Genomic DNA, 25,639 nt, shown 5'->3' on the forward strand with positions numbered 1-25,639 from the left:
GGCCTGGGGGCTTGAAGGGTTGGCGAATGCGTACTTAGCGGCGCTGGCCGTTGGTCCAGATCGCGCCGGTGGTCAGCGCGCCGTCCATCGACACATTGACCAGGGTGGCGCCGCTCAGGTTGGCGCCGGCCAGGTTGGAGTTGTCCAGGCTGACATTGACCAGCTCGGCGCCCTGGAAGTTGGCGCCCTGCAGGTTGGAGTTGGACAGGTCCACATTGGTGAAGCTGTGGCCGGCAAAGTTGGCCTGGGGCAGGTTGGAGCCCGACATGTTGGCGTTCACATGGGCCTGGTTGCTGCCGCCGCCGCTGCGCTTTTGGCTGCGCACGGTGGTGGAGGACTTGCCCTGGCCTTCGACGACGACGGCTGCGCCGCCGGCACCACCGTGCACGGTGCTGCTGCGGCCGGGGATATTCGTCTCGGCCACGGCGCCACGGCCCGAGGCCGCATTGACGACGGCACCGTTGACGGTGACCGAGGCGCCCTGGCTGCCGCCACGCACATCGACGCCGGGGGCGGAGATGACGGCGCCTTGCGCCCAGACGCCGCCAGCGGCCAGGCCCAGGGTCAGCACGGCCAGGGCCTGCTTGATGTTGGTTTGTTGCATGCTTGTCCTTTCTTGCGCTACTCGGTGAGCGGCGCGTTGTGACTCAGGTTGGAGGGCTGCATGCCTTGGGCATGCCCGGGAGCGGGACGCTCCTCGTTCGGCACCACCTGCTCCTGCGAGAGCGGCGGTGTGTTGGTATCCGTCGCCGCATCGCCATCGGCGGCGGGCGGCTCTGGCCAGGCAAAGGGCTGCTGGCTCAGCTGCGCCAGCGGGTCGGCCACGCGCTGGGGGCGATCCGGCGGCGCGCTGGGGTGCTTTTCCTCAACCTGCAGGGCGACGGCGTTGATGCGTGCGGCCAGCTCCTGCATCCAGGCTTCGTCGATCACCGGCTGCTTCTCGTTGCTGCGGCTGAAGATCAGCGCCAGAAACTCGCGCGCCTTGGGAGAGCCTGCATCGGCGGCGCGCCGGTAGTACTGGATCGCGGTGGCGAAATTGCGCTGCACGCCGCGCCCCAGGTGGTAGCGGTAGGCCAGCTCCAGCAGCGCATTGGCATTGCCTTCATCGGCGCGCGCACGCAGGCGGCCCAATTGCTCGGAGGTGCTGGCGCGCTGGTAGCTGGCGATGCGGGCCAGGTTCTGTGCTGCCGTCTGGCTGCCGCCGGCCTGCGCCTGGGCGTACAGCTCCTTGGCTTCGTTCATGCGCCCTTCGAGCTCGCGCTCGACGGCCAGGTCGTTGAGCGCCATGGCATCGCCATCGCGCGCAGCCTGTTCCAACAGCAGGCGCGACTGCTGCATGGCCCTGGGGCCGGTCACCCGGCGCTCGACCAGGGACAGCAGGTAGGTGGCTTTCGCCAGGCGCGCATCGGCCGCGCGCTGCAGCCATTGGCGGCCAGTGGGCACATCGCGCACACCGCCGGTGCCCGTACCCAGCATGTAGCCCAGCGCGGCCATCGCGCGTGCATCGCCTTGTGCTGCGGCCTGGCCCAGCCATTGGCGGGCCTGCGCACCGGCTTGGGGCAGACCGGCATTGTGGTAGTAGTACATGCCCAGCTCGAACTGGGCGCTGACCTCGCCTTCCTGCGCCTGCCTGCGCAGCGCCTGCAGGCTGGCATCACTGCGCGGGGCAGGCACGCGTATCGATGAGCCCGGCGCGGCAGGCGCTGCTGGTGCAGCGCTGCTGCTGGCGGCCGTGCCGGCATCGCCAGCACCTGCCGAGGGCAGCACAATCGCTGCCCAGCTGGCGCAGGCATGCAGCAGCAGGCTGCCGGTCAGCGCCACGAGTCCGGCACGGCGGCCGGTGGCTGCAAGGCGGCTCATGGCTTCTTGCCGCTGCGTGCGGCGGCGGGCGGGGTGGCGGCGGCAGCCACGGGGCCTTCGACTTCCCAGCGCAGCTGCGACTGCGCGATGACACCGGTCTGTGCGGCAATCTGCTGCTGCACCGCCTCGATGCTGGTCACGCCCTCGATCGGCGCGAGCTGGGCCTGGGTGAGGGCCACCGGCACGCGGCCAGTCAGCGGTTTCACCGTCTGTGCGCAGTACACCTGCTCCACACCGGGGCGGGCGGTCTCGATCAGAAAGGAGTTGGCCTGCGATACATCGGGCACCATCAGCCCGATGCGGCCCTGGGCCACCACGGCCTGCTGCTGCGGATTGGGATAGACCTGGGTGACCACCTGGGCGGCATCCTGGTAGTAGCAGTAGAGGAAGCCGGTGCGGGCGGGCGCCACGCGCAGCACCACCGAGGTGCCGATGGGCAGCTGCGATGCCAATTCCTTGTGGCCGAGCAGCGACAGGGTCAGCGCATCGCTGGTCGGCTCGTTGTCGGGCAGGCCGTGGGGGCGCGGCTTGAGTTCATCGCTTTGCGGCGAGTAGCTGGAGGCGATCTTGTCATCGGCCGACATGCCGGCATACAGGCGCAGCAGGCCCATGTAGGTCTCGAAGTTGACGGTGCCCACAGGGGTCAGGTCCAGCGAGGCCTGGTAGAGCGCCAGCGCATTGCGCAGTGCGGTGGAGTCGTTGCCATCGATGGGGCCGTTCCAGGCGCCTTCGGCCCGCAGCACGCGCTGGGCCAGGTTGATGCGGTCTGCCGGGCCCTGTTCATCGAACCAGGTGCGCATCTGGCGCTTGAACTCGGGATGGTTCTGCTCGTAGTCGATGCATTCCCAGTACGGTACCTTGGCCCATTTGCCCACCAGCTCGATGGTGGCCAGATCGACCAGCAGGCGCACCGCTGCGCCTGCGCCCTGGTTCACGTCGGCGGCGACTTCGTACTGCACGCCCAGGCGGTAGATGTGCTTGGGCAGGCCGGTGGCGCGGCCGCCGATCTCGACCGAGCGGCCGCCGGTGGCGACGACCAGCTCGTTGGCCGAGTCCAGACCCGGGTAGAGCGTGCGGGAGTTCATGTCGCCCAGATGCAGATCCAGCCCCACCACGGTGCCCAGCAAGTCCCAGCTGTAGCCGGTGTCGGTATTGGCGGTGGAGACCCCCAGGCTGCTGCGCTTGGAGACCACCGTCTTGTCGCCAAAGCTGATGGCGCCCGACACGTAGATCTGCGGCTTGCGCAGCTCGATCTGGCCGTTGTTGAGCAGCAGGCTGGTCATCGTCTGCACGGTGTCCTGCTTGAGCGCATCGACTTCGTAGTCCACCACCCGGAACGCCTGGCTGGTGCGCGACATGCGCGACAGCGCAGTGATCACCATCTCCTTGGTGCCGGTGGAGAACAGGCCCGACGGGTCCGGGATGCTCTTGACCGCCACCAGCGTCGAGGGCACCTGCTCGGCCGCGAGCATGCGGTCCATGCAGGCCAGGCCCTCGCGCATCGCCGATGCGGATTTGGTCGGGGTGACCAGCGGCGCTTGTTCGGTGATGCCCTTTTCAATGATGTCCTTGCGGTCGGACAGCGTGGGCTGGATGCTGCAGGCCGACAAGGCCAGCACGCAAGGCGCCACAGCCAGGCGGCGAATCGATGAAAGATGCATGGTGTTTATTCTTTATGGCGATGGTGGAGCTGCATCCGCAGCGCTGCTGCCGCTGCGGCCAGCGCCCTGCCGGGCTCCCTGGCCCGGCAGTGCATGTGCCCGAGCCCGGCGCTCCGGCGTGGCTGCCATCGTGTTTATTCGTGTTTATTTGCAGATGTTGATCACGGAGCCCCGCACGACGGTGACCTGGTCGGCGTTGCCTGCGCCATACCGGTTTCCGATCCCGGCAGTGCCTTCCTGGATCTGCGGGGCGGCACCCACATTGGTGTTGCAGTTCTTGCCCGAAGGGCCGGTGACCATTTCCCGCTCGATCGCCGATCGCGAATCCTGCTCCGTCAGGTAGTTGCGGGCCATCGCGTTGCTCACCTTGTTGCGCGAGGCCGGATCGAGGCCGCTGCGGCCGGCGGGCGGTTTTTGCTGCGCCTGCGCGGCGGCGCATAACAGGGCCAGGACACAGGCCCCGACATAGCTGGCTTTCATGCGCAGTCTCCTTGAGGGACCCTCTGCACAACGTTCTGCCAGGGTGGGGACGCGGCCGCATCGATTCCCGGGGCAAAGGCTCTGCAGAGGATCTTTTTTTTGAGGGGCTGACCAGCGTATGGCTTTGGGCGCATGCGGTGGCCAGCAGGTGGGAAAGGGGGATTACTTGCCGTCGTTGGACGCCAGATTTTGCTCGGCCTTGGTCATCGCGCCGATGGCCATATTGGCGACAGCACCGTTGGTGACCGAGACTTCCTGCTTGTTATTGCCGCCGATATTGACGTTGCCCTTGTTGGAGGCCAGATTCTGCTTGGCGGTGGCACCAGCGCCAATCGCCATATTGGCGACTGCGCCGTTTTTCACGGTGACCTTCTGGTCATTGTTGCCCTTGATCTTCACTTCCGCTTGCGCAGACATGGCCATAGCGGAAACCGAAACCAGAACTGCTAAAAACTTCTTCATAAAAATCTCCTCGTTACTGAAAGAATATGGTGCACTTCTTGGGTATGCACCTCTGCAGTCAGCTCCCCGTGGCGGAGAAACCGAACCGTTCACCGGCGTGCGGTCGCATGGCGCCCTGCTACCGCCCGCCAATGTTCACTACGCTGCGCATGCCAGTGCCGGTGGCCTGGTTGACCACAGGCCCGCCGACCGAGACGACCTGGCTGCCGCTGCCAACGCCGCCGTTGCGCGACGCAATATTCAATTCGCTATAGGCTCCGAAACTGGCCATGTTCGCGACCACGCCATTGACCGAAGTCACCTGGTTGTTGCCGCGGATATGGGTGATGTTCTTGTTGGACGAGATATTCATCACCGCATGGGCTGCCGGGCCGGAGATATTGACGATGCCGCCATTGACCACCACCTGCTGGTTGTTCTGGGCGAATACCGAGGCGCTCAGCCCCCAGCCCACGCACAGCAGCAGATGCCGCTGCGGTGCCAGTGCGCGGACCCATGCCTGCGCAGTGCGTGTGATGGATTGATGGCCCATGGTCAGTTACTCCTTGCCGATAGACGAAAACTTGCTAAGGCGTGTTTTTAACTGCAGTCGGGCGCGCAGAAATGACGAGTTGAAACCGGGTGAATCATGAATATTTCATGACACAAGAAATATTTAGTAGCAGATGAATTTGATTTTTAGATGATGCCTATAGAAAATCAATATGGTCGTAACAGCCAGATTACATATAGGCTCATAGACCGAGTCGATCCTTCCAGGGTTTCTTTACAAAGATCTGCAAATTGGCAACTTGCTTTACTTTTGAGCTTTGTTTTTACGAATAAGTAAAAAAGCCTGCCCAAACCGGGCAGGCTCTGAAAAGGATTAGCTTAGGCGCTATAAAAAAAGCAGCCTCCTGGGCTGCTCCTGGTATTTACCCTGATTAGTGACCGAAGGCAGGGAACGCAGCCCTGCCCCGGCCAGGTGACCGCTCAGGCACCGGCCTTGACCTTCAGGCGCCAGGCGTGCAGCAGCGGCTCGGTGTAGCCCGAGGGTTGCTCCTTGCCCTTGAACACCAGGTCCAGTGCGGCCTGGAAGGCAGCGCCTTGGGGGTTGGCCACCAGGCTCTTGTAAGCCGCATCGCCAGCGTTCTGGCCATCGACGACCTGGGCCATGCGGGCGAAGCTGTCGCGCACCATCGCCTCGGTCACGATGCCGTGCTGCAGCCAGTTGGCGATGTGCTGGCTGGAGATGCGCAAGGTGGCGCGGTCTTCCATCAGGCCCACGTTGTGGATGTCAGGCACCTTGGAGCAGCCCACGCCCTGGTCGATCCAGCGCACCACATAGCCAAGGATGCCCTGCACATTGTTGTCCACTTCCTGCTGCTTCTCGGCATCGCTCCAGTTCGGGTTGGCGGCCACGGGCACCTGCAGGATGGCATTGAGCAGGTTGTCGCGCTCGGCGTCGGCGCTGGTCTTTTCCAGCTCCTTTTGCACCTCGGCCACATTGACCTGGTGGTAGTGCATTGCATGCAGGGTGGCGCCGGTGGGCGAGGGCACCCAGGCGGTGTTGGCACCGGCCTTGGGCTGGGCAATCTTCTGCTCCAGCATGGCCTTCATCAGATCAGGCATGGCCCACATGCCCTTGCCGATCTGGGCGCGGCCGCGCAGGCCCATCGTCAGGCCCACCAGCACATTGCTCTTTTCGTAGGCGGGCAGCCAGGCGCAGGTTTTCATGTCGGCCTTGCGCACCATCGGGCCGGCGTACATCGCGGTATGCATTTCGTCGCCAGTGCGGTCCAGGAAGCCGGTGTTGATGAACGCCACGCGCGCAGGCGCTGCAGCAATCGCGGCCTTCAGGTTCACCGTGGTGCGGCGCTCTTCGTCCATGATGCCCAGCTTGACCGTGTTGGCGGGCAGGCCCAGCATCTGTTCGACGCGGCCGAACAGCTCATCGGCAAAGGCTGCTTCGGCGGGGCCGTGCATCTTGGGCTTGACGATGTAGACACTGCCGGTGCGGCTGTTGCGGATGCCGTGCGCACCCTTGCCCTGCAGATCGTGCATCGCAATGGCGGTGGTCACCACCGCGTCCATGATGCCTTCAGGAATCTCTTGCTTGTCTGCACCCCAGAGGATGGCCGGGTTGGTCATCAGGTGGCCGACATTGCGCAGGAACATCAGCGAGCGGCCATGGAGCTTGAGGCTGTCGCCGTTGGCCGCTTTGTATTCGCGGTCGGCGTTAAGGCCACGGGTCACCGTCTTGCCGCCCTTGTCGAAGGATTCGGTCAAGGTGCCTTTGAGAATGCCCAGCCAGTTGGCATAGCCGTTGACCTTGTCTTCGGCATCCACGGCCGCGACCGAATCCTCCAGGTCGAGGATGGTCGACAGCGCCGCTTCGACGACTACGTCGGAGACGCCGGCGGCGTCGCTGCTGCCAATGGGGGTGGCCTTGTTGATGATGATGTCGATATGCAGGCCATGGTTCTTCAGCAGCACCGACTGGGGCGCTGCCGCATCGCCCTGGTAGCCGACAAACTTGGCAGCATCCTGCAGGCCCGTCTTGCTGCCGTCCTTGAGAGAGACGGCCAGTTGGCCGCCTTCAACGGTGTAGCCGGTGGCATCGGCATGCGAGCCCCGGGCCAGTGGCGCGGCCTGGTCGAGGAACTGGCGCGCATAGGCGACGACCTTGGCGCCGCGCACAGGGTTGTAGCCCTTGCCCTTTTCTGCGCCACCGTCTTCGCTGATCACATCGGTGCCATAGAGCGCGTCGTACAGCGAGCCCCAGCGGGCGTTGGCCGCATTCAGTGCGTAGCGGGCATTGAGAATGGGCACCACCAGCTGGGGGCCGGCTTGCACCGCCAGCTCGGAGTCCACGTTCTCGGTGCTGGCCTTCACGTCCTGGGGCTGTTCGACCAGGTAGCCGATCTGGGTCAGAAACTGGCGGTAGGCCGGCATGTCGGTGATCGGGCCGGGGTGGGCCTTGTGCCAGTGGTCCAGCTCGGTCTGCAGGCGGTCACGCTCGGCCAGCAGCGCGGCGTTCTTGGGCGCCAGGTCGGAGACGATGGCATCGAAACCTTGCCAGAACGCAGCGGGCTCCACGCCGGTGCCTGGCAGCACCTGGGTGTTCACAAAGTCATACAGAGTCTGGGCCACTTGCAGGCCGTGGACGGTGGTGCGTTCAGTCATGGTGTCTACCTTTCAATACATATCAACTGCAGTCGCCCCAGGAGCGCAAGGTCCTCAGGCAGCATCAGCACACTTTATTCCATACCCCATAGCGCAATCAATCCATTAAAAACACTTTGATATATGACTTTTTTGGATGTAATCGAACACTGCTACCGCCGTGCCCGGCCCAAGGCTTCGATGGATTGCATGAAATGATCCGCTTTATTTATGTCGCAGATGGTGTGGCCGGGGCTTGGGGTGGTCTGCGCAGGCGGGCATCCTGGCGCACAGCGTCCATTAGCACAGTTGTTGCCGAAAAGTAGCAGGCCGTCAGAAAATGCGCACAAAGATTGATACACGTCAGAAATGATCAGATACAATCATTTTTATCGAAAGGCGGTAATTTCCCACGCGCCTTCGTCTTTTTCAGGAGTGTGTTTCATGGCGAACTTGACCGACAGCTTGAATGATCTGATGTCTCTGGAAGGCGCGCTGTGTGCAGCCGTGGTGGACTACAACAGCGGCATGATGCTGGCGAGCGCCGGCACGGGCGTGGACATGGAGCTGGCGGCTGCCGGCAACACCGAAGTGGTGCGTGCCAAGATGAAGACCATCAAGGCGCTGGGCCTCAATGAGAACATTGACGACATCCTCATCACCTTGGGCAAGCAGTACCACATCATTCGCCCCTGCTCGCGCCTGGCTGGCATCTTCGTGTACTACGTGCTCGACAACAAGCGCGCCAATCTGGCATTGGCACGCCGCAAGGTCACCGACGTCGAAGCCGGCATCACCATGTAATGGCGGGCTGGCGCCATTGCCAGCTCCGGGTGCCGATAAGCTTGCAGATGGCTTCCGCGGCCCTCTCCACGGGCGCGGGGCCTGCGTTGACTGCAGGCCGTCGCAAATAACACACGGTTTGTTACGAATCCTGCTTGCAGTTCCCAGGCGCTGTTTTGCGGATGGATGCAAGCCAGTCCAAGGGCTGCTGCTATCTAATTAGCACAGGCCTGCGCTGGGACTACGGCATCCGTGACAACGGTGCACAGCAGATGATTGCTCGAATCAGAAGTGACTTATTAGAATCATCTATACCTTTATAAGGTAGCAGTGGTTGATCTAGATCACATAGATTGGAGTGGTTATGGCAAATCTGAACGACAGCTTGAACGATTTGATGTCGATGGACGGCGCCCTGTGCGCTGCTGTGGTGGACTACAGCAGCGGCATGATGCTGGGCAGCGTAGGCACTGGCGTGGACATGGAGCTGGCAGCGGCCGGCAACACCGAAGTGGTGCGCGCGAAGATGAAGACGATGAAGGCCCTGGGTCTGAACGACAACATCGACGACATCCTCATCACCCTGGGCAAGCAGTACCACATCATTCGCCCCTCTCAGCGGCTGTCCGGCATCTTCGTCTATTACGTGCTGGACAAATCCCGCTCCAACCTGGCGCTGGCGCGCCGCAAGGTGGCGGATGTGGAATCGAACATGAGCATGTGATTGCGCGTTGCCGCGATCACCGGGCGGGCCTGATGGGCCCGCTTTTTTTCGCGCGTATTCCAGCGCAACCGAAGCAGGTAGTGGTTTTGCTGCGTGTCAGGCGGACACCAGCGGCGCGCGGAACTGGTAGCCCACTTTCTGCTGCGACTGCAGCGGCACGGCCAGCGGCGTGGCCTTTTCGATGCGGCGGCGCAGGCGGTAGATCGTGGCATGCAGACTGTTGTCGGAGTCGCTCGCCGTCGGATAGCCCAGCAGCTCCCGGATCTGGTCCCGGCCGACGACGGCGCCCTGGGCCTTGAGAAAGCACTGCATCAGCATCAGGTCGGTGGGGCTCAGCTCGACGCTTTGGCCATCGGGCGTCATCAGGATGCTGCGGTGGCTGTCGAGCTTCCAGGCCGTTGCCACCTGGGCGGTGGTCATGATGCGGCGGTGCACGGCGCGCACGGCCAGCTCCACCTGCTCGAAAGTCACCGGCTTGGTCAGGTACATATCGGCGCCGGCATGGATGACTTCGCCAAACACTTCGGGCCCCAGCCGGCCCGAGACGATCAGTACCCCTGCCTGGCTGCGCTTGCGCAGAATGCGCAGCAGCTCGGTGCCATTGACGCCGGGCAGCATCAAATCCAGCACATAGAAGTCGAAGCGGTAGGGCTCGATGTCGGCCAGCAGGTCGCTGCTGTCGTTGTAGACCTGCACCTGGACGCCTTGGTTGCGCAGGTGCTGGGCCAGAAATTCGCTGTATTCGGGGTCGTCGTCGACCAGGGCGAGCGTGGCGGGAAGCATGGTGTATCGGTTGAAAGAATACTGTCGGTGTAAAGGCCTGGGAAGCGAAGAGCCAACTTCAGCAGGGGCAGGGTGTTGCGGTCATCGCTGTGCTGGCTAGTCGTCCAGCCCTTGGGGCAACTCCATGCGCATGATGGTGCCGTTTGGCTGGCGCGGCAAGGCCTGGACGGTGCCCTGGTGCAGTTGCACCACCGAGCGCACGATGAACAACCCCAGGCCGGCGCCGGCGCGGTGGCGATGGTCACTGCCACGCGTACCCTTTTCGAACAGGCGGGGACGCAGGCTATCGGGAATGCCCGGGCCTTCGTCGATCACCTCGATGATCAGCGCCAGCGGGTCGTCCGAATCGGCCAGGCGCAGCAGCACCGGGCTGTCTGCAGGGGCGTAGTTGAGCGCGTTGTTGAGCAGGTTGCGAATGGTCAGCCGCATCAGCGCCGGGTGCAGCTGTACGGTGCGCGCCTCGGCGTCCCAGACCACCTGGATGCGGGGGCGGGCATCGGCGGCGATATCGTGCAGCACCAGGTTGACCAAGGTGGGCAGATCGGTATCGGAGGATGCGCCGGCACGCCCGCCAACAGCCAGGATGGTGCCGGCAGCCAGGGTGTTGTCCAGGGTGCCGATGACCTGCTGCAGCACATGCTCGGCGCGCAGCAGGGCCTTGGTGGCCGGCGTGGTCTGGGCCAGTTGCAGGTCGGCAATGGCGGACATGGTGGCCTGCATCGCGGCCGAGGCATTGTTCAGCGGCTGGCGGATCTCATGCGACAGCAGCTGCAGCATCTCGCTGTGCTCGGCCAGCATCGCGGTGCGCCAGTCCAGCAAGGTGCGCATTTTCAGCAACTCGCCCTTCTCTTCGCTGCGTTCGGGATTGGTGGATGACAGCGCGGCCAGCTGAGCGCGCAGCGTATCGGCCTGCGCCGCATTGGCGTATTCGGCGCTGCAGTCCTGCATCAGCATCAGCACGCCCTGGGCGCTTTTGCTGCCTGCAGACCCAGGCCAGAGGTGGGGTGAAAGACTGATGCGGCGCCAGGCGAGCTGGCCATGGGCATCGGTCTTGCACGTGTCGAACTGCTGGCGCTGGCCTTGCGCGGCAGCCTGCAGGGCCTCCTGGTGCTGCAGTGCAAAGGCGGGGGGCAGCGCCTCGCCCAGCAACTGGCCTGCGATGCCGGTGCTGGGCACGCCAAACCATTCGCACCATTGCGGCGAGGCCAGGCGCAGGCGCTGGTCGCGCCCCCAGTACGCCATCGCCACCGGGCTGCTGCCAAACAGGCGCAGCAGCTGCGCCGGGGCATACCAGAGGGTGTCGGCGCTGGACGGGGTGCTGGAAGGCGGCGTTGAAGCAGGCGGCATAGGAGCGGGGGCGCAGGAAAAGAGCGGCTGTCAATGATGTCGCAGCGGGATGTGCGCTTTCATGCGCCCGCCAGGCCGGAGCCCCGATGATAATAGGCGGTGGCCCAGCCAGCGCGTCGCTCAAGCGCGGGCCGGCAGGCTTTGCATATTTTCTGTGTTCTGGTATGGATCGCCTCAAGCAGCTCGAATCATTTGTCGCCATCGCCTCGCGCGGCAGCCTCACGGCGGCTGCCAAGGCCGAAGGCGTGGCCCCGGCCATCATGGGCCGCCGGCTCGATGCGCTGGAGGAGCGCCTGGGCGTCAAGCTGCTCGTGCGCACCACCCGCAAGCTCACCTTGACCTACGAGGGCGCGGCCTTTCTCGAAGACTGCCAGCGCCTGCTGGCCGAGCTGGCCAGTGTCGAGGCCAGCGTCAGCGCCGGCGGCATCAAGGCCACAGGGCATCTGCGCGTGACCGCGCCAGCCGGCTTTGGGCGGCGCCATGTCGCGCCGCTGCTGCCGCTCTACCATGCGCGCCATCCCGAGGTCACGATCTCGCTGAACCTGAGCGACCGGCTGGTGGACCTGGCCGGCGAGGGCTATGACTGCGCGATCCGCGTGGGCGATCTGCCCGACTCGTCGCTGGTGAGCGTGCGCGTGGCGGACAACCGGCGCCTGTGCGTGGCGACCCCTGAGTACCTGCGCCGCCGTGGCATTCCCCGCCACCCCAGCGAGCTGAACCAGCATGACTGCCTGACCCTGTCGAGCGAGGCCTCGCAGACGCGGGGATGGGCTTTTCGCATGCCGGCTGCGGCGGGCGGCAGCGAGGTGGTCTACCTCAAGCCCGGCGGGCCGCTCGATTGCTCGGATGGCCAAGTATTGCATGACTGGTGCCAGCAAGGCTGGGGCATTGCCTGGCGCAGTACCTGGGAGGTCGAGGCGGAGATCGCGGCCGGCCGCCTGGTGGAGGTGCTGGAGGACTTTGCCGCACCTCCCAATGGCATTTATGTGATGTTCCAGCAGCGCAAGCACCTGCCGCTGCGGGTGCGCTTGTGGATCGATTTCGTCAAGCAGCACTACGAACGTGCCGATTTTTGGAAGAAGATGGAGTAACACGATGACTTTGGAAGCTGTTCTGGCCTGTCTGCACCTGCTGGCCTTGTTGACCATGGTGGTTTTTCTCTCCAGCGAGGCGGCGCTGTGCCGGGGTGAGTGGATGAATGCGGCTGTCGTGCAGCGCCTGGCGCGCCTCGATCTGGTCTACGCCTTTGCCGCGCTGGCGGTGCTGGCCACCGGTCTGCTGCGCCTGTTTCTCGGGGCCAAGGGGGTGACCTGGTATGTCAGCCAGCCGCTGTTCCACCTGAAGATGACCCTGGTCGTCGTCGGCGTGGTGCTGTCGTTCAAGCCGACAGCCGTGTTCCGCCGCTGGTTACGGCAATTGCGCGACAATGGCGCTTTGCCTGGGGACGCCGAGGTGCGCGCCACGCGCAAATGGGTCATGTGGCAAGCCCACCTGATTCCCGTGATCGCCGCCGTCGCCGTGTTTTATGCCCGGGGCTGGTAAACCGGCCCAGCGCTGGTAACTGCTTCGTCTAAGTTTCAAATATGTTGCAAGTCAAAAAAGATTTGCTCGCAGTGCTTGCTGCCGAGCTCGAGAAATTGTCGCCTGGCGCAGGTAGCCGCGCGGCCTTTGAAACGCCCAAGGTGGCAGCGCATGGTGACTATGCGGTGACCGCCGCGATGCAGCTGGCCAAGCCGCTCAAGGCCAACCCCCGCGCACTGGGCGAGCAGCTCAAGGCCGCGCTGGAAGCCACGCCCGCGTTTGCTCAATGGGTGGATGCGATCGAGATCGCTGGCCCCGGCTTTTTGAACCTGCGCCTCAAGCCCGCTGCCAAGCAGCAGGTGGTGCAGGAGGTGCTGTCCCAGGGCGAGCGCTTTGGCATGCAGCCGCAGCGCGATGAAAAGATCATCGTCGAGTTCGTCTCGGCCAACCCCACCGGCCCGCTGCACGTGGGCCACGGCCGCCAGGCCGCGCTGGGTGATGCCATCTGCAACCTCTATGCCAGCCAGGGCTGGTCCGTGCACCGCGAGTTCTACTACAACGACGCGGGTGTGCAGATCGACACCCTGACCAAGAGCACCCAGCTGCGTGCCAAGGGCTTCAAGCCCGGTGACGATTGCTGGCCTACCGACAGCGACAACCCGCTGGCCAAGAACTTCTACAACGGCGACTACATCGGCGACATTGCCCAGGCGTTCCTCGCCAAGCAGACGATCGAGGCCGATGACCGCACATTCACCGCCAATGGCGATGTCGAAGACTACGACAACATCCGCAACTTTGCGGTCGCCTACCTGCGTAACGAGCAGGACAAGGACCTGCAGGCCTTCAACCTCAAGTTCGACGAGTACTACCTCGAATCGAGCCTGTACCAGAATGGCCATGTGGACGAGACCGTCCAGCGCCTGATCGCCAGCGGCCATACCTATGAGCAGGATGGCGCGCTGTGGCTGCGCACCACCGACTTCGGTGACGACAAGGACCGTGTGATGCGCAAGTCCGACGGCACCTACACCTACTTTCTGCCCGATGTGGCCTACCACACGCAAAAGTTCCTGCGCGGCTACGGCAAGGCCGTCAACATCCAGGGCACGGACCACCACGGCACCATTGCCCGCGTGCGTGCCGGCCTGCAGGCGGTCAACGTCGGCATCCCCCAGGGCTACCCTGACTACGTGCTGCACACGATGGTGCGCGTGGTGCGTGGCGGCGAGGAAGTCAAGATCAGCAAGCGCGCCGGCAGCTATGTGACCTTGCGCGACCTGATCGAGTGGACCAGCAAGGATGCGGTGCGCTTCTTCCTGCTGTCGCGCAAGCCCGATACCGAATACACCTTCGACGTCGATCTGGCCGTGGCCCAGAACAACGACAACCCGGTGTTCTACGTGCAGTACGCCCATGCGCGCATCTGCTCGGTGCTGCGCGGCTGGCAGGAGCAGGGCGGCGCCGGCCTGCCTGCGCTGGCGGGCATCGACCTGGGCGCGCTGCAAGGCCCCCAGGCCCAGGCCTTGATGCAGATGCTGGCCCAGTATCCCGAGATGCTGACCAATGCTGCCGATGGCAATGCGCCGCATGATGTTACGTTCTACCTGCGTGACCTGGCTTCGGCCTACCACAGCTACTATGATGCAGAGCGTATCCTGGTCGACGACGAAGCCACCAAATTGGCCCGTCTGGCCTTGGTGGCAGCGGTAGCCCAAGTGCTGCGCAACGGCCTGGCTGTGCTGGGCGTCAGTGCCCCGGAACGCATGTGATTTTGCGAGAAAAGGTAATAACTGCAATGCGACGACATCAACGTGGTGGAACCATACTGGGCCTGATCCTGGGGCTGCTGGTGGGCGTGGGCGCGGCGTTGGCCGTCGCCGTGTACGTCACCAATGTGCCGGTGCCGTTTGTCAACAAAGCTGGCGTCAAGGGCGAAGCCAAGGACAAGGCCGAGGCGCAGCGTAACCAGAACTGGGACCCGAACTCGCCGCTGTACGGCAAGAACCCTGCGCGTGCGCCGGCTGCGGTGGCACCGGCTGCGCAGGGGGTGGTGGTACCCGAGCCACCGCGCACGGTGGCCGACAACGCCACCCCGCCGGTCGAGGCCAAACCCGCCAAACCCGAAGTGGTGCTGCCGGATGCCAGCAAGCCCGCTGACAAGCCGGCAGACAAGACACAGGTGGCCAAGCTCGATCCCAAGGCTGGCCAGGGCGCCGATCCGCTGGGAGACCTGGCCAAGGCGCGCAGTGCGGATGGCACCGATGGCTTCCAGTACTTCGTGCAGGCCGGTGCGTTCCGCACCCAGTCCGATGGCGATGCGCAGCGCGCCAAACTGGCAATGATGGGTTGGGAAGCCAGGGTGAGCGAGCGTGAGGTCAATGGCCGCACGGTATACCGGGTGCGCGTGGGACCCTTCAACAAGCGCGATGATGCCGATGGCCTCAAAGGCAAGCTCGATGGCGCTGGCGTCGATGCGCAGATCGTCCGCGTGCAGCGTTGAACTTTTGGCGGTGCCGGGCACTCCTAACCGCAACTTGTCACTGGAGTTAACAAAACATGAAACGTCGTGAGTTTTCCACTTTCGCGGCTTCCGCTACGGCCGCTTCCGCGCTGAGCCTGCCTTTCGCCACCGGCGCCAATGCGCAGGCCAAGTTCAAGGAAGGCAAGGACTACATCAAGCTGGCCAAGCCGGTGACCCCCGATGCACCCGCTGGCAAGGTGGAAGTGATCGAATTCTTCTGGTACAGCTGCCCCCACTGCAATGCCTTCGAGCCGCAGTTCGAAGCCTGGGCCAAGTCGGCTCCGAAGAACCTGCAGATCCGCCGCGTGCCGGTCGCCTTCAACAACACCTTTGTGCCCCAGCAGAAGATCTACTTTGCGCTGGAGTCGATGGGCCTGATCCCCGAGGTGCATGTCAAGGTGTTCCGCGCGATCCATGTCGAGCGCCAGCGCCTGAACAAGGACGAGGAAATCTTCGCCTGGATGGACAAGAACGGCGTGAACCTCGCCAAGTTCAAGGAAGCCTACAACTCGTTCAGCGTGGCAGGCCAGGTGCGCAAGGCGACCCAGCTGCAGGAGTCCTATGGCGTCGAAGGTGTGCCATCGCTGGGCGTGGCCGGCAAGTACTACACCGACGGCACCCGTGCAGGCTCGATGAGCAATGTGCTGCAGGTGGTAGAGTTCCTGGCTGCACAAGGCTGAACGGACTTCCCACCGCGATAGACAAGGCCCGCGCACGCGGGCTTTTTTGTGCCGAAAACGGTCCAACGCTCCAGCATGGCTACAATGGGGCAGAGCAAGATTCATGCCTTTATGAGACACCGTATTTATACCTCTTTGTTGCTGGCAGCGGCCCTGGCCCTGGCCGTGCCGCTGCTGTCGCATGCCGAGCGTGCAGACCGCACCAAGCCCATGAACATCGAGGCGGACGATGGCCGCCATGATGAACTCAAGCAGACCAGCGTCTTCACGGGCAATGTGGTGGTGACCAAGGGCACCATCATCATCCGTGGCGCGCAGCTGACGGTGAGCCAGGACCGCGACGGCTTCCAGCATGGCGTGGTCACCGCAGCACCGGGCAAACTGGCGTTCTTCCGCCAAAAACGTGATTCCGCACCGGGCGCTCCCGACGAGTTCGTCGAAGGCGAAGGTGAGGTCATCACCTATAACGGCCGCGATGACACCGTGCATTTCGAGCGGCGTGGTGAGCTGCGCCGCTACCGCGAGACCACGTTGACCGACCAGGTCAGCGGCCCGCTGATCGTCTACAACAACCTGAGCGATACCTTCACCGTTTCCGGCCAGAAGGGCGCCCAGGCGGCCGATCCCAAGCCCGGCGCGCCCAAGAAGGACCGTGTCCGTGTGATCCTGACCCCCAAGGCAGACGGCAAGGCGGACGACAAGGCCAGCAGTCCGGCCAAGCCCGCAGCCGACGACAAGACGCCATTGCGCCCCAGCACCCAACTGAACGACGGAGCCAAGTAACCGTGGCAGAGAATTCGTCGACCATTTCCGTCAACGCCCGGGTGGCCACCAGCGACCAGCGCAGCCAGCTCGAGGTGTTGCATCTGGAGAAATCCTACGGCAGCCGCAAGGTGGTCAAGGACGTATCGCTGTCCGTGCGCAAGGGCGAAGTGGTGGGTTTGCTCGGCCCCAACGGCGCTGGCAAGACCACCTCGTTCTACATGATCGTCGGCCTGGTGCGCAGCGATGGCGGCGACATCCGCATCGATGGGCAGTCGGTCGCCAATATGCCGATCCACCAGCGCTCGCAGCTGGGCCTGTCGTACCTGCCGCAGGAAGCCTCGATCTTCCGCAAACTCAGCGTGCAGGACAACGTACGCGCCGTGCTGGAGCTGCAAAAGGACGAGCATGGCAAGTCGCTGTCGCGCGCCGAGGTCGAGCGCCAGCTGACCGCATTGCTGCAGGAGCTGCGTGTCGAGCATCTGCGCGAGTCGCCATCGGTCGCGCTCTCTGGTGGTGAGCGCCGGCGGGTCGAAATCGCCCGCGCGCTGGCCACCCAGCCCCGTTTCATCCTGCTCGACGAACCCTTCGCCGGCATTGACCCGATCGCCGTGATCGAGATCCAGCGCATTGTGGCTTTCCTCAAGGAACGTGGCATTGGCGTGCTGATCACTGACCACAATGTGCGTGAAACCCTGGGTATCTGTGACCATGCCTGCATCATCAGCGATGGCAAGGTGCTGGCCGCAGGGACGCCGCAAGAGATTGTGGAGAACGCAGAGGTTCGGAGGGTGTACCTGGGTGAGCATTTCCGCATGTGATACTGCACGCCCTGGCGGGCGTGCAAGCCAAGAAGCCGCCCCTCACCTTGGGGCTGGCGGGGCTGATCCGTTGCCAGCTGCCGCAATCGCAGCGGGGGCTCTGCGATGATGCCTTCGCTGTCACTGCGCGTATCGCAGAACCTGACCCTGACGCCTCAGCTGCAGCAGTCGATCCGCCTGCTGCAGCTGTCCACGCAGGAGCTGACGCAGGAAGTCGAGCAGATGCTCGACGAAAACCCGTTTCTGGAGCGCGAGGGCGATGATGCGCCCGAATCCGAACCGGGCAAGGACGCCGCCGAATCTGCTGAATCTGCCGAGTCCACCGAGGCTGCCGATGCGGCCGACAAGGTTGCCGACGCGGTGACCGACCCCGGCAACACCAGCGATTTCGAGCCGGGTGCATCGGATCTGCCGCTGGACTTTGGCGCCGGCAAGGAAACCGGCGTAGATGCCGAGGCGGCTGCGGGCGATTCGGCATCGGACTGGGAAGAGTGGGGCGGCGAGCTGCCGGCCCGTGCCAGTGCGGGCGATGACGACGACGAGACGCCGATGTCCGACCGGCGCAGCGAGCACCTGAGCCTGCAGGATGTGCTGCACCGCCAGGCGCTGTCGTTGCGCCTGTGCCAGGAAGACCGGGCGGCGCTCTATTTTCTGATCGAATCGCTGAACGACGACGGCTACCTCGAAGAAACACTCGCCGAGCTGGCACAAAGCTTTGGCGATGCCAGCGACCCCGAGCGCTACGAAGCACTGCTGCACCACCTGACGGTGGCGCTGCGCCTGTTGCAGAGCCTGGAACCCATTGGTGTGGGCGCGCGCAACCTGTCCGAATGCATGCAGCTGCAGATCAAGGCCCAGCAGCGGCTGCTGGATGAAGAGGGCTCGGACACGCCCGAGGCCGATGCGCTGGCGCTGGAGACCGCGTTGCTGGTCTGCCAGGAATCCCTCGACCTGCTGGCGCGCCGCGATGTGCGCAAGCTGATGCAGCTGACCGGCTGCAACGAGGCGGCGGTGCGCAGCGCGCTGGGGCTGATTGCCAAACTCGAACCCCGCCCGGGCCGGCCCTATGCCGATGTGGACCGCAATGCCATCATCCCCGATGTCATCGTGCGCGCCAGCAACGAGCGCGGCCTGCCGGTGCCCGGCTTCAGCGTGCAGCTCAATGCCGAGGTGATGCCGCGCCTGCGCGTGCAGGATGTCTATGCCAATGCCTTGCGCAGCCACAAGGGCAGCGAGGGCCATGGCGCCCTGCAGCAGCGGCTGCAGGAGGCGCGCTGGTTCATCAAGAACATCCAGCAGCGCTTTGACACTATCTTGCGTGTCTCGCAGGCCATTGTGGAGCGCCAGCGCAATTTCTTTGTGCATGGCGAGCTGGCGATGCGCCCGATGGTGCTGCGCGAGATCGCCGATGAGCTGGGTCTGCACGAATCCACGATCAGCCGCGTGACCACGGCCAAGTACATGGCCACGCCGCAGGGCACCTTCGAGCTCAAGTACTTCTTCGGCTCGGGCCTGGGCACCGAGACGGGCGGCAGCGCCTCCAGTACGGCGGTCAAGGCGCTGATCAAGCAGTTGCTGGACGAGGAAAGCGCGAAGAAGCCGCTGTCGGACGCAAAAATTGCCGACCTGCTGCAGGCCCAGGGCATTGAATGCGCGCGCCGTACCGTGGCCAAGTACCGCGAAGCGATGCGCATTCCGCCGGCCAGCCTGCGCAAGGCGCTGTGAACGCAGGCAGCACGGGCCCATGAAAAAACCGCAGTGGCGTTGCACACTGCGGTTTTTGCGTTGGGGCGCTGCAGTTTTACTTCGGCCACAGCCACCAGATGAACAAGGCCAGCACGGCCAGCATCAGGCCGAACTTGGTCAGCTTGTAGGCCGTCTTGTTCCAGGCCTTGAAGCGGCGGCGGTACTGGCCCATGTAGAAGGAGACCTTGAAGATGCGGCTGATGAAGCCGCGTGGATCGCCTTCGTTGTTGGGCGAGCTGGCAGCAGCCACCACATGCGTGCCCAGCCAGCGGTTGAGCCACTGCGCAAAGCCATTCGTCATCGGGCGCTCGACATCGCAGAACAGCACGATGCGGTTGCCCTCGGACCGGTTCTCGGCCCAGTGCATATAGGTCTCGTCAAAGACCACGCCTTCGCCCTCGCGCCAGCTGTAGGGCGTGCCATCGACTTCGATCATGCAGCGGTCGTCATTGGGCGCCAGCACGGCCAGGTGGTAGCGCAGCGATCCGGCGTAGGGATCGCGGTGCAGGTTGAGCTTGGCGCCGGGCGGCAGCTCGGCAAACATGGCCGCCTTGATGCCGGGGATGGACTGCACCAGCGCCGTGGTCTTGGGGCAAAGCTCCATTGCCGAGGGGTGGGCCTGGCCGTACCACTTCAGGTAGAAGCGCTTCCAGCCGGTCTTGAAGAAGGAGTTGAAGCCCGCGTCGTCGTTGTTGGCCGCTGCCTTGATCTGCATCGCCTGGTGCAGGCCGATGGCCTCTTCGCGGATCTCGCGCCAGTTGGCCTGCAGCGGGGCCAGGTCGGGGAAGGTGCTGGTGGGCAGGTACGGCGTGCGCGGTACCTTGCTGAACATCAGCATGAACACATTGAACGGCGCCGTGAAGGTGGAGTGGTCAAACAGCTGGCGCAGCAGCTTGTGCCGCACCTTGCCACGCAGGTGCATGTAGAGGCCGCAGCCAAAGAAAAGCAGCACCAGGGCCAGAACGATGATTTTTGCCATAGACAGCGATTTTAGCGACTGCGCTGTGGCGGGTGTCTGCGCAAGCGCAAACCGGCGCGCTGCAAGGCCTGCGGGGCGGTCTGATGGCCTGCTGCCAGCAGGCCTATTGCCGCCGTCCCAGGCCTGCGCGCTTACTTGGGCTGTGCCGCGAAGGCGGTTTTCAGGCGCTGCAGCATCTCGCGGTTGAGCTGGCGCTGCTGGCCGCTCCAGTGCGTCATCGCCTTGTTCAGCTCGGCCTGCAGCGCATTGGCGGTCTGCCAGTCGCCCTGGCCTGCAGCCCAGATCGCATACTCGGCCATCACATCGAAGCTGCCCGAGTGCTGGCGCGCAAAGTCAAAGCTCTTGCGGGCCATCTCCTGGTCGCCCATCTGGGCATAGGCCTTGGCCACCAGCAGGCCCACGGCCTCGGCGCGGAAATGCACATCGGCCTGCGCAATCACGCGCAGCTGCTGCAAGGCCTGCTGCGGATGGCCGGCCTGGTAGGCGGCTTGCGCAGCGCCCCAGCGGATATCGAGGTCATTGGCAAACGGGCCCTTCATGCTCGCCTCGAAGTGGCCAAAGGCCTGCTCGGCCTGGCCGGTGGCCAGCAGCGCCTGGGCCAGGCGGATCTGGTTCTGCGCGGTGGGGCTGTAGTCGTAGGCGGCCTGGGCTTCGCGCACCTCGCGGGTCGGGTCCAGCGCCTTGACGGCATTGCTCGCCAGGCTGCGGGCATGGCGCTGCAGCCGTGAATTGGGCAGGTAGATGGCGAAAAAATACACCACGCTGCCCAGGAACGGGAAGGCCAGTAGCACAAACAGCCAGTAGTTGTTCTGGCCGCTGCGCACCGCATGGACGGCAAAAAATAGCGCAATGATGACGTGTACGCCGGCTCCGAGGTAGGGCATCCGCTTATCTTTCTTCAGGGGTCTGGGGGGGAGGGCCTGGGCGCACGGGGCGGCGGCCCGCTCTGGAGTCGGACTATAGCAGCCGGCCCATCATTACTGCAGCGCTATCGAGGGCCCGGTCCCGAAGGCGGCTGGCACAGTACACATTCCCATGCGCTTGCGCAGACAATGGCGCAAGCGCGTATGCTTGCGCCCCTGCTTATGAACCAACTGCATTTGTTTTTGCCCTGCGCCGCCGGCGTCGAGGGCCTTTTGGCGGACGAAGTCCATGCCATCACCGGCGCCAGCGGCCAGGACCTGTTGGTGGCGCGCGGAGGCGTCATGCTGCGCGGCATGTGGCGCGATGCGCTGCTGCTGAACCTGCACAGCCGCCTGGCCCAGCGCGTGCTGGTGGAGCTGTCGCACAGCATGTACCGCAACGAGAACGATCTCTACCGCGCTGCCAGCGAGGTGGCCTGGGAGATCTGGTTCTCGCCCAAAGAGACCTTCAAGATCGAGGTCACCTCCCAGCACAGCCCGCTGACCAGCCTGAACTTTGCGGCGCTGCGCGTCAAGGATGCGATTGCCGACCGCTTCCGCGAGCGCCGCCACGGCGTGCGCCCCAGTGTGGAGACGCACCACCCCGATGTGCGCGTGCACCTGCACCTGACCACCGATGGCGCCACCATTTATATCGACACCTCGGGCGAGGCGCTGTTCAAGCGCGGCTGGCGCGAGGACAAGGGAGATGCCCCGCTGAAGGAAACCCTGGCTGCCGCGATGATTGCCGCCAGCGGCTGGGATCCGCATGGCGACGACCCGCAGCCGCTGTACGACCCCTGCTGCGGCAGTGGCACCGTGGTGATCGAGGCCGCCCAGATTGCGCGCAAGATCCCGGCGGGCATCCTGCGCCGCTTTGCGTTTGAGAAGCTGGTGCCTTTCCAGCGCCATGTCTGGGAGGCGATGCTCGACGAGGCCGAGCGCCAGATCCTGCCCCAGAGCCCGGTGGGCATCTATGGCTCGGACATCTCCTTCCGCATGGTCGACTTTGCCCAGCGCAATGCCGAGCGTGCCGGTGTGGCCGAGACCATCGAGCTGCGCGGCGGCGATGCGCTGCAGCGCATGCCCCCGAGCGAGCAACCCGGCATGATGCTGCTCAACCCGCCGTACGGCGAGCGTATTGCCGCAGCCGGCAGTGCCGGCCGCAATGCGGCCGAGCGCATGGGCCATGTCGAGCGCGCAGGGCGCGAGACGGCGCAGACCGAGGATGGCGGCGAGTTCTTCACCCAGCTGGCCAGCCACTGGAAGAAGAACTACAGCGGCTGGAGCGCCTGGATGCTGACGCCCGACCTGAAGCTGCCCGGCAAGATGCGCTTGAAGGAATCGCGCCGCACCCCCATGTGGAACGGCCCGATCGAGTGCCGGCTGTTCCGCTTTGACATGATCAAGGGCGCGCTCAAGCCCCGGGGCGAGCAGGCTGCGCCCGGCGGCCAGCGATGAAGGTCGTGCTCAAGTGGCCTTCCTGCAATGAAGGCTACACCGGGCCCCTGCCCCGGCCCGTGGTGCTGGACACCAATGTGGTGCTCGACATGCTGATCTTCGACGATCCCCACATCCCGCCGATCCGTGCGCTGGTGGCGCAGGGCGCGCTGCGCTGGATTGCCGACCAGGCCCAGCGCACCGAGCTCGAGAGGGTGCTGCACTACAGCCAGATCGCCCCGCGCGTCAGCTACTACGGCAAGACACCCGAGGGCGTGATGGCCGCCTTCGATGCGGCCGTGCAGTATGTCGATGCCGCCCCCAAGATCCGCTTTACCTGCACCGACCCGGACGACCAGCACTTTCTGGACCTGGCCAGCCAGCACCGCGCGTTGCTGGTCAGCAAGGACAAGGCCGTGCTCAAGCAGCGCAAAAGGGTGGCCACCTACTACGGCGCCACCGTCGGCAACCTGCTGCAGATGGAGCCCGCCGAGACCGAGGCCGAATCGCTGGCCTGATCGCGCTGCCCACTGTGGCGCGCCAACCACCCACAGCGCCGCGGGCGATCCAGCCGCCACCTGGCCCTGCGCAGGCCGCGCCGCTATCATGGGACACAGTTGCGCAGGGACGGCCCTGCATGGCGCTGCAGCAGCGGCGCGCACCACCGCCAGGACGGCCTGGCCATTCCAAATTTCCGTTTTTCAAGGAGTTCGATATGGCCTGGGTCTATTTGCTGGTTGCCGGTGTGCTGGAGGTGGTGTGGGCGTTCACGATGAAGCAGTCCCATGGCTTCACCAACATCAAATACAGCGCGATCACCCTCGTTGCGATGATTGCCAGCTTTGGCCTGCTGTCGGTCGCGATGCGCAGCCTGCCGCTGGGCACGGCCTACACCATCTGGACCGGCATTGGCGCCGTGGGTGCGTTCCTCGTTGGCATCACGGTGCTGGGCGAGGCGCTGACGCCAATGCGCGTGGTGGCGGCGTTGCTGATTGTCAGCGGTCTGGTGCTGATGAAGCTGTCCTCTTCCTGATTCTGCATGCCTTAGGCCTGCGAACGTGTTTGCAGGCCCTGCGACAATAGCGGGATGACCGATTCTTCTATTGCTGCAGGCACCGTGCCTCGCAAGTCCCCGTCCCGGCTTTCCACGGTTGACAAGACCCGCATCGATGACACCCGCATCAAGGTGGTGCGCCCGCTGATCACGCCCGCCTTGCTGGAGGAGTGGCTGCCCATCACCGACGAGGCCTACCAGCTGGTGGAGTCGAGCCGCGCGGCCATCTCCAGGATTCTGCATGGCCAGGACGACCGCCTGGTCGTCGTCGTGGGTCCTTGCTCCATCCACGACCATGACCTGGCGATGGACTATGCGCGCCAGCTCAAGGTGCAGGCCGAAGCATTGAAGGACGACCTGCTGGTGGTCATGCGCGTGTACTTTGAAAAGCCGCGCACGACCGTGGGCTGGAAGGGCTATATCAACGACCCGCACCTCGATGGCAGCTTTGCCGTCAATGAGGGGCTGGAGCTGGCGCGCCGCTTGCTGCTCGACATTCTGGCGCTGGGCCTGCCGGCGGGCACCGAGTTTCTGGATCTGCTGTCGCCGCAGTTTATCAGTGACCTGGTGAGCTGGGGCGCCATTGGCGCGCGCACCACCGAAAGCCAGAGCCACCGCCAGCTGGCCAGTGGCCTGTCCTGCCCGGTGGGCTTCAAGAACGGCACCGATGGTGGCGTCAAGGTGGCCAGCGACGCCATTTTGGCGGCCCAGTCCGAGCATGCCTTCATGGGCATGACCAAGATGGGCCAGAGCGCCATCTTCGAGACCCGTGGCAACCAGGACTGCCACATCATCCTGCGCGGCGGCAAGCAGCCCAACTACAGCGCGGCCGATGTGCAGGCCGCCTGCGAGGTGCTGGCCAAGGCCGGCCTGCATCAGCAGGTGATGATCGACCTGTCGCATGCCAACAGCAGCAAGCAGCACCGCCGCCAGATCGATGTGGCCGCCGATGTGGCCCAGCAGGTCGCAGCGGGCGACCGCCGCATCACCGGTGTGATGATCGAGAGCCATATCCACGAAGGCCGGCAAGACATCGTCGAAGGCCAGCCGCTGGCCTATGGGGTCTCGCTCACCGATGCCTGCATCAGCATGGAGCAGACCCTGCCGGTGCTGGCCCAGCTGGCGCAAGCGGTGCAGGCGCGCCGCGCTGCCAACAAGGGCTAAGACAAGTCAGGCGGCTCAGCGCTGCGCCGCGCCCAGCATGATCACACCCATGCCGGCCAGGCACAGCAGCACGCCGGCGATGTCCCAGCTGCTGGGGCGGATGCCATCGACCAGCCACAGCCAGGCAATCGCCGTCGTCACATAGACGCCGCCGTAAGCGGCATACACCCGGCCCGATGCGGTCGGGTGCAGGCTCAGCAGCCAGACAAAGGCCACCAGCGCCAGCACCGCCGGCAGCAGCACCCAGGCCGGCGCCTTGTCCTTGAGCCAGAGATAGGGCAGGTAGCAGCCCACGATCTCGGCAATGGCCGTCAGCACAAACAAGGCGGTGGTCGTCAGCAGAGACATCAAGACGCTTTCGTAAAGGTGGGCAGGCGGGCGGCCAGTTCGGCATCGTGCTGCGCCAGCTGCTGCAGCTGGGCAAAGGCCGGCGCTGCAGCGGGCACGATGCGGTTGCCGCAGACCTGGGCATAGCCATCCAGAAACGGCTGCGCCATCTCAGCGTTCTGCAGCCAGGTATCGGCGCAAGCCAGCAGCGCAGTGCACGCCGCTTGCTCGCGCCCCATCTGGGCGATGGCCCAGAGGGCGGCCTGGCTTTCCACCTCGTCCAGATCGGCATGGTCCTGCACCAGCAGATCCAGGGCCTGCTGGCGTTCGGCGGCGGGCAGTTGCCGGTCCGCCAGCATTTGGCCGATGGCGGCGATCGCGGGTACGCGGGTGGGCAGACCGTGTTGGTTCAGGCTCATGGCAGGTGGGGAGTGTTGCAGATTGCCGCCATTGGGCGGCTGGGGGCACCAAGCCA

27 protein-coding genes are annotated in these 25,639 nt (G+C 64.5%); 14 read left to right on the plus strand and 13 right to left on the minus strand.

Going from position 1 to position 25,639, the window contains the following annotated elements; translation table 11 throughout:
• Nucleotides 1–34: 34 nt before the first annotated feature.
• From MJ205_RS22430 to MJ205_RS22460, 7 genes are all read right to left on the minus strand, one after another.
• On the minus strand, nucleotides 35–604 hold the full coding sequence (locus tag MJ205_RS22430) for a pentapeptide repeat-containing protein (protein WP_239810436.1): 570 nt from the start codon (nucleotides 602–604) through the stop codon (nucleotides 35–37).
• 17 nt (nucleotides 605–621) lie between these two features.
• Nucleotides 622–1,860 (minus strand): tetratricopeptide repeat protein, encoded by a 1,239-nt coding sequence (locus MJ205_RS22435; protein WP_239810437.1) that lies wholly within the window; start codon nucleotides 1,858–1,860, stop codon nucleotides 622–624.
• Entirely contained in the window at nucleotides 1,857–3,521 is a 1,665-nt protein-coding gene (locus tag MJ205_RS22440) for a DUF4384 domain-containing protein (protein WP_239810438.1), read from the minus strand. Before MJ205_RS22440 ends, MJ205_RS22435 begins: the two co-directional genes overlap by 4 nt.
• Before the next feature lie 144 nt (nucleotides 3,522–3,665).
• The gene (locus tag MJ205_RS22445; protein ID WP_239810439.1) at nucleotides 3,666–4,001 is read right to left on the minus strand and encodes a hypothetical protein; all 336 of its coding nucleotides are present in this window, start codon (nucleotides 3,999–4,001) and stop codon (nucleotides 3,666–3,668) included.
• Nucleotides 4,002–4,163: 162 nt separating this feature from the next.
• Nucleotides 4,164–4,463, minus strand: coding sequence for a hypothetical protein (locus MJ205_RS22450; RefSeq protein WP_239810440.1), 300 nt, complete (start codon nucleotides 4,461–4,463; stop codon nucleotides 4,164–4,166).
• Nucleotides 4,464–4,581: 118 nt separating this feature from the next.
• Entirely contained in the window at nucleotides 4,582–4,995 is a 414-nt protein-coding gene (locus MJ205_RS22455) for a hypothetical protein (protein WP_239810441.1), read from the minus strand.
• Nucleotides 4,996–5,435: 440 nt separating this feature from the next.
• Nucleotides 5,436–7,628, minus strand: coding sequence for a malate synthase G (locus tag MJ205_RS22460; RefSeq protein WP_239810442.1), 2,193 nt, complete (start codon nucleotides 7,626–7,628; stop codon nucleotides 5,436–5,438).
• Nucleotides 7,629–8,051: 423 nt separating this feature from the next.
• On the opposite strand from MJ205_RS22460, the gene MJ205_RS22465 reads away from it, so the two are divergent.
• A complete protein-coding gene (locus MJ205_RS22465) occupies nucleotides 8,052–8,411 on the plus strand; it encodes a hypothetical protein (RefSeq protein WP_239810443.1) in 360 nt (119 codons plus the stop codon).
• A 343-nt stretch (nucleotides 8,412–8,754) separates the two neighbouring features.
• Entirely contained in the window at nucleotides 8,755–9,114 is a 360-nt protein-coding gene (locus MJ205_RS22470; RefSeq protein WP_239810444.1) for a hypothetical protein, read from the plus strand.
• A gap of 96 nt (nucleotides 9,115–9,210) precedes the next feature.
• Here the strand turns inward: MJ205_RS22470 and MJ205_RS22475 are convergent, their stop codons facing one another.
• Nucleotides 9,211–9,897 carry a response regulator transcription factor gene (locus MJ205_RS22475; RefSeq protein WP_239810445.1) on the minus strand — a complete coding sequence of 229 codons (687 nt, stop codon included), beginning with the start codon at nucleotides 9,895–9,897 and terminating at the stop codon, nucleotides 9,211–9,213.
• 96 nt (nucleotides 9,898–9,993) lie between these two features.
• Nucleotides 9,994–11,244 (minus strand): PAS domain-containing sensor histidine kinase, encoded by a 1,251-nt coding sequence (locus MJ205_RS22480; RefSeq protein ID WP_239810446.1) that lies wholly within the window; start codon nucleotides 11,242–11,244, stop codon nucleotides 9,994–9,996.
• 164 nt (nucleotides 11,245–11,408) lie between these two features.
• On the opposite strand from MJ205_RS22480, the gene MJ205_RS22485 reads away from it, so the two are divergent.
• The 8 genes from MJ205_RS22485 to rpoN all read left to right on the plus strand — a co-directional run bounded on the left by MJ205_RS22485 (nucleotide 11,409) and on the right by rpoN (nucleotide 19,277).
• Nucleotides 11,409–12,335, plus strand: a complete 927-nt coding sequence (locus MJ205_RS22485; protein WP_239810447.1) for a LysR family transcriptional regulator — start codon at nucleotides 11,409–11,411, stop codon at nucleotides 12,333–12,335.
• Nucleotides 12,336–12,339: 4 nt separating this feature from the next.
• Nucleotides 12,340–12,786, plus strand: coding sequence for a DUF2214 family protein (locus MJ205_RS22490; protein WP_239810448.1), 447 nt, complete (start codon nucleotides 12,340–12,342; stop codon nucleotides 12,784–12,786).
• Between the two features lie 41 nt (nucleotides 12,787–12,827).
• Complete coding sequence (gene argS / locus MJ205_RS22495; RefSeq protein WP_239810449.1) at nucleotides 12,828–14,537, plus strand: arginine--tRNA ligase; 1,710 nt, start codon at nucleotides 12,828–12,830, stop codon at nucleotides 14,535–14,537.
• Nucleotides 14,538–14,563: 26 nt separating this feature from the next.
• The gene (locus tag MJ205_RS22500) at nucleotides 14,564–15,268 is read left to right on the plus strand and encodes an SPOR domain-containing protein (RefSeq protein ID WP_239810450.1); all 705 of its coding nucleotides are present in this window, start codon (nucleotides 14,564–14,566) and stop codon (nucleotides 15,266–15,268) included.
• Between the two features lie 56 nt (nucleotides 15,269–15,324).
• Complete coding sequence (locus MJ205_RS22505) at nucleotides 15,325–15,969, plus strand: thiol:disulfide interchange protein DsbA/DsbL (RefSeq protein ID WP_239810451.1); 645 nt, start codon at nucleotides 15,325–15,327, stop codon at nucleotides 15,967–15,969.
• Between the two features lie 111 nt (nucleotides 15,970–16,080).
• Complete coding sequence (gene lptA, locus MJ205_RS22510; RefSeq protein WP_239810452.1) at nucleotides 16,081–16,752, plus strand: lipopolysaccharide transport periplasmic protein LptA; 672 nt, start codon at nucleotides 16,081–16,083, stop codon at nucleotides 16,750–16,752.
• Between the two features lie 23 nt (nucleotides 16,753–16,775).
• The gene (gene lptB, locus MJ205_RS22515; RefSeq protein WP_373450828.1) at nucleotides 16,776–17,552 is read left to right on the plus strand and encodes an LPS export ABC transporter ATP-binding protein; all 777 of its coding nucleotides are present in this window, start codon (nucleotides 16,776–16,778) and stop codon (nucleotides 17,550–17,552) included.
• Nucleotides 17,553–17,657: 105 nt separating this feature from the next.
• Entirely contained in the window at nucleotides 17,658–19,277 is a 1,620-nt protein-coding gene (rpoN, locus tag MJ205_RS22520; protein ID WP_239810454.1) for an RNA polymerase factor sigma-54, read from the plus strand.
• A 76-nt stretch (nucleotides 19,278–19,353) separates the two neighbouring features.
• Here rpoN and MJ205_RS22525 read toward each other — a convergent pair whose 3' ends face one another.
• Together MJ205_RS22525 and MJ205_RS22530 are read right to left on the minus strand one after the other, a co-directional pair.
• Nucleotides 19,354–20,268: an aspartyl/asparaginyl beta-hydroxylase domain-containing protein gene (locus tag MJ205_RS22525; RefSeq protein WP_373450829.1), complete on the minus strand. Its 915-nt coding sequence runs from the start codon at nucleotides 20,266–20,268 to the stop codon at nucleotides 19,354–19,356.
• A gap of 140 nt (nucleotides 20,269–20,408) precedes the next feature.
• On the minus strand, nucleotides 20,409–21,161 hold the full coding sequence (locus MJ205_RS22530) for a hypothetical protein (RefSeq protein ID WP_239810456.1): 753 nt from the start codon (nucleotides 21,159–21,161) through the stop codon (nucleotides 20,409–20,411).
• Between the two features lie 201 nt (nucleotides 21,162–21,362).
• Between MJ205_RS22530 and MJ205_RS22535 the strand changes: the two genes are divergently transcribed.
• The 4 genes from MJ205_RS22535 (at nucleotide 21,363) to MJ205_RS22550 (ending at nucleotide 24,837) form a co-directional block, all read left to right on the plus strand.
• Complete coding sequence (locus tag MJ205_RS22535) at nucleotides 21,363–22,640, plus strand: THUMP domain-containing class I SAM-dependent RNA methyltransferase (RefSeq protein ID WP_230778463.1); 1,278 nt, start codon at nucleotides 21,363–21,365, stop codon at nucleotides 22,638–22,640.
• Complete coding sequence (locus MJ205_RS22540) at nucleotides 22,637–23,137, plus strand: putative toxin-antitoxin system toxin component, PIN family (RefSeq protein ID WP_239810457.1); 501 nt, start codon at nucleotides 22,637–22,639, stop codon at nucleotides 23,135–23,137. The genes MJ205_RS22535 and MJ205_RS22540 overlap by 4 nt, the downstream gene beginning before the upstream one ends.
• Before the next feature lie 197 nt (nucleotides 23,138–23,334).
• Entirely contained in the window at nucleotides 23,335–23,652 is a 318-nt protein-coding gene (locus MJ205_RS22545) for a DMT family transporter (RefSeq protein WP_239810458.1), read from the plus strand.
• Between the two features lie 54 nt (nucleotides 23,653–23,706).
• The gene (locus MJ205_RS22550) at nucleotides 23,707–24,837 is read left to right on the plus strand and encodes a 3-deoxy-7-phosphoheptulonate synthase (RefSeq protein WP_239810459.1); all 1,131 of its coding nucleotides are present in this window, start codon (nucleotides 23,707–23,709) and stop codon (nucleotides 24,835–24,837) included.
• Between the two features lie 15 nt (nucleotides 24,838–24,852).
• Here the strand turns inward: MJ205_RS22550 and MJ205_RS22555 are convergent, their stop codons facing one another.
• Complete coding sequence (locus MJ205_RS22555; RefSeq protein ID WP_239810460.1) at nucleotides 24,853–25,185, minus strand: YnfA family protein; 333 nt, start codon at nucleotides 25,183–25,185, stop codon at nucleotides 24,853–24,855.
• Complete coding sequence (locus tag MJ205_RS22560) at nucleotides 25,185–25,583, minus strand: hypothetical protein (protein WP_239810461.1); 399 nt, start codon at nucleotides 25,581–25,583, stop codon at nucleotides 25,185–25,187. The genes MJ205_RS22555 and MJ205_RS22560 overlap by 1 nt, the downstream gene beginning before the upstream one ends.
• Nucleotides 25,584–25,639 lie beyond the last annotated feature (56 nt).

The organism is Comamonas sp. B21-038 (assembly GCF_022387135.1).
In the GTDB taxonomy this organism is placed as follows: Bacteria; Pseudomonadota; Gammaproteobacteria; order Burkholderiales; family Burkholderiaceae_C; genus Comamonas; species Comamonas sediminis.

What these genes read in the sequence shown, in the direction of transcription:
- MJ205_RS22430 (WP_239810436.1), bottom strand. Translation starts at nt 604, where the DNA reads ATGCAACAAACCAACATCAAGCAGGCCCTGGCCGTGCTGACCCTGGGC.
- MJ205_RS22435 (WP_239810437.1), bottom strand. Translation starts at nt 1,860, where the DNA reads ATGAGCCGCCTTGCAGCCACCGGCCGCCGTGCCGGACTCGTGGCGCTG.
- MJ205_RS22440 (WP_239810438.1), bottom strand. Translation starts at nt 3,521, where the DNA reads ATGCATCTTTCATCGATTCGCCGCCTGGCTGTGGCGCCTTGCGTGCTG.
- MJ205_RS22445 (WP_239810439.1), bottom strand. Translation starts at nt 4,001, where the DNA reads ATGAAAGCCAGCTATGTCGGGGCCTGTGTCCTGGCCCTGTTATGCGCC.
- MJ205_RS22450 (WP_239810440.1), bottom strand. Translation starts at nt 4,463, where the DNA reads ATGAAGAAGTTTTTAGCAGTTCTGGTTTCGGTTTCCGCTATGGCCATG.
- MJ205_RS22455 (WP_239810441.1), bottom strand. Translation starts at nt 4,995, where the DNA reads ATGGGCCATCAATCCATCACACGCACTGCGCAGGCATGGGTCCGCGCA.
- MJ205_RS22460 (WP_239810442.1), bottom strand. Translation starts at nt 7,628, where the DNA reads ATGACTGAACGCACCACCGTCCACGGCCTGCAAGTGGCCCAGACTCTG.
- MJ205_RS22465 (WP_239810443.1), top strand. Translation starts at nt 8,052, where the DNA reads ATGGCGAACTTGACCGACAGCTTGAATGATCTGATGTCTCTGGAAGGC.
- MJ205_RS22470 (WP_239810444.1), top strand. Translation starts at nt 8,755, where the DNA reads ATGGCAAATCTGAACGACAGCTTGAACGATTTGATGTCGATGGACGGC.
- MJ205_RS22475 (WP_239810445.1), bottom strand. Translation starts at nt 9,897, where the DNA reads ATGCTTCCCGCCACGCTCGCCCTGGTCGACGACGACCCCGAATACAGC.
- MJ205_RS22480 (WP_239810446.1), bottom strand. Translation starts at nt 11,244, where the DNA reads ATGCCGCCTGCTTCAACGCCGCCTTCCAGCACCCCGTCCAGCGCCGAC.
- MJ205_RS22485 (WP_239810447.1), top strand. Translation starts at nt 11,409, where the DNA reads ATGGATCGCCTCAAGCAGCTCGAATCATTTGTCGCCATCGCCTCGCGC.
- MJ205_RS22490 (WP_239810448.1), top strand. Translation starts at nt 12,340, where the DNA reads ATGACTTTGGAAGCTGTTCTGGCCTGTCTGCACCTGCTGGCCTTGTTG.
- argS (WP_239810449.1), top strand. Translation starts at nt 12,828, where the DNA reads ATGTTGCAAGTCAAAAAAGATTTGCTCGCAGTGCTTGCTGCCGAGCTC.
- MJ205_RS22500 (WP_239810450.1), top strand. Translation starts at nt 14,564, where the DNA reads ATGCGACGACATCAACGTGGTGGAACCATACTGGGCCTGATCCTGGGG.
- MJ205_RS22505 (WP_239810451.1), top strand. Translation starts at nt 15,325, where the DNA reads ATGAAACGTCGTGAGTTTTCCACTTTCGCGGCTTCCGCTACGGCCGCT.
- lptA (WP_239810452.1), top strand. Translation starts at nt 16,081, where the DNA reads ATGAGACACCGTATTTATACCTCTTTGTTGCTGGCAGCGGCCCTGGCC.
- rpoN (WP_239810454.1), top strand. Translation starts at nt 17,658, where the DNA reads ATGATGCCTTCGCTGTCACTGCGCGTATCGCAGAACCTGACCCTGACG.
- MJ205_RS22530 (WP_239810456.1), bottom strand. Translation starts at nt 21,161, where the DNA reads ATGCCCTACCTCGGAGCCGGCGTACACGTCATCATTGCGCTATTTTTT.
- MJ205_RS22535 (WP_230778463.1), top strand. Translation starts at nt 21,363, where the DNA reads ATGAACCAACTGCATTTGTTTTTGCCCTGCGCCGCCGGCGTCGAGGGC.
- MJ205_RS22540 (WP_239810457.1), top strand. Translation starts at nt 22,637, where the DNA reads ATGAAGGTCGTGCTCAAGTGGCCTTCCTGCAATGAAGGCTACACCGGG.
- MJ205_RS22545 (WP_239810458.1), top strand. Translation starts at nt 23,335, where the DNA reads ATGGCCTGGGTCTATTTGCTGGTTGCCGGTGTGCTGGAGGTGGTGTGG.
- MJ205_RS22550 (WP_239810459.1), top strand. Translation starts at nt 23,707, where the DNA reads ATGACCGATTCTTCTATTGCTGCAGGCACCGTGCCTCGCAAGTCCCCG.
- MJ205_RS22555 (WP_239810460.1), bottom strand. Translation starts at nt 25,185, where the DNA reads ATGTCTCTGCTGACGACCACCGCCTTGTTTGTGCTGACGGCCATTGCC.
- MJ205_RS22560 (WP_239810461.1), bottom strand. Translation starts at nt 25,583, where the DNA reads ATGAGCCTGAACCAACACGGTCTGCCCACCCGCGTACCCGCGATCGCC.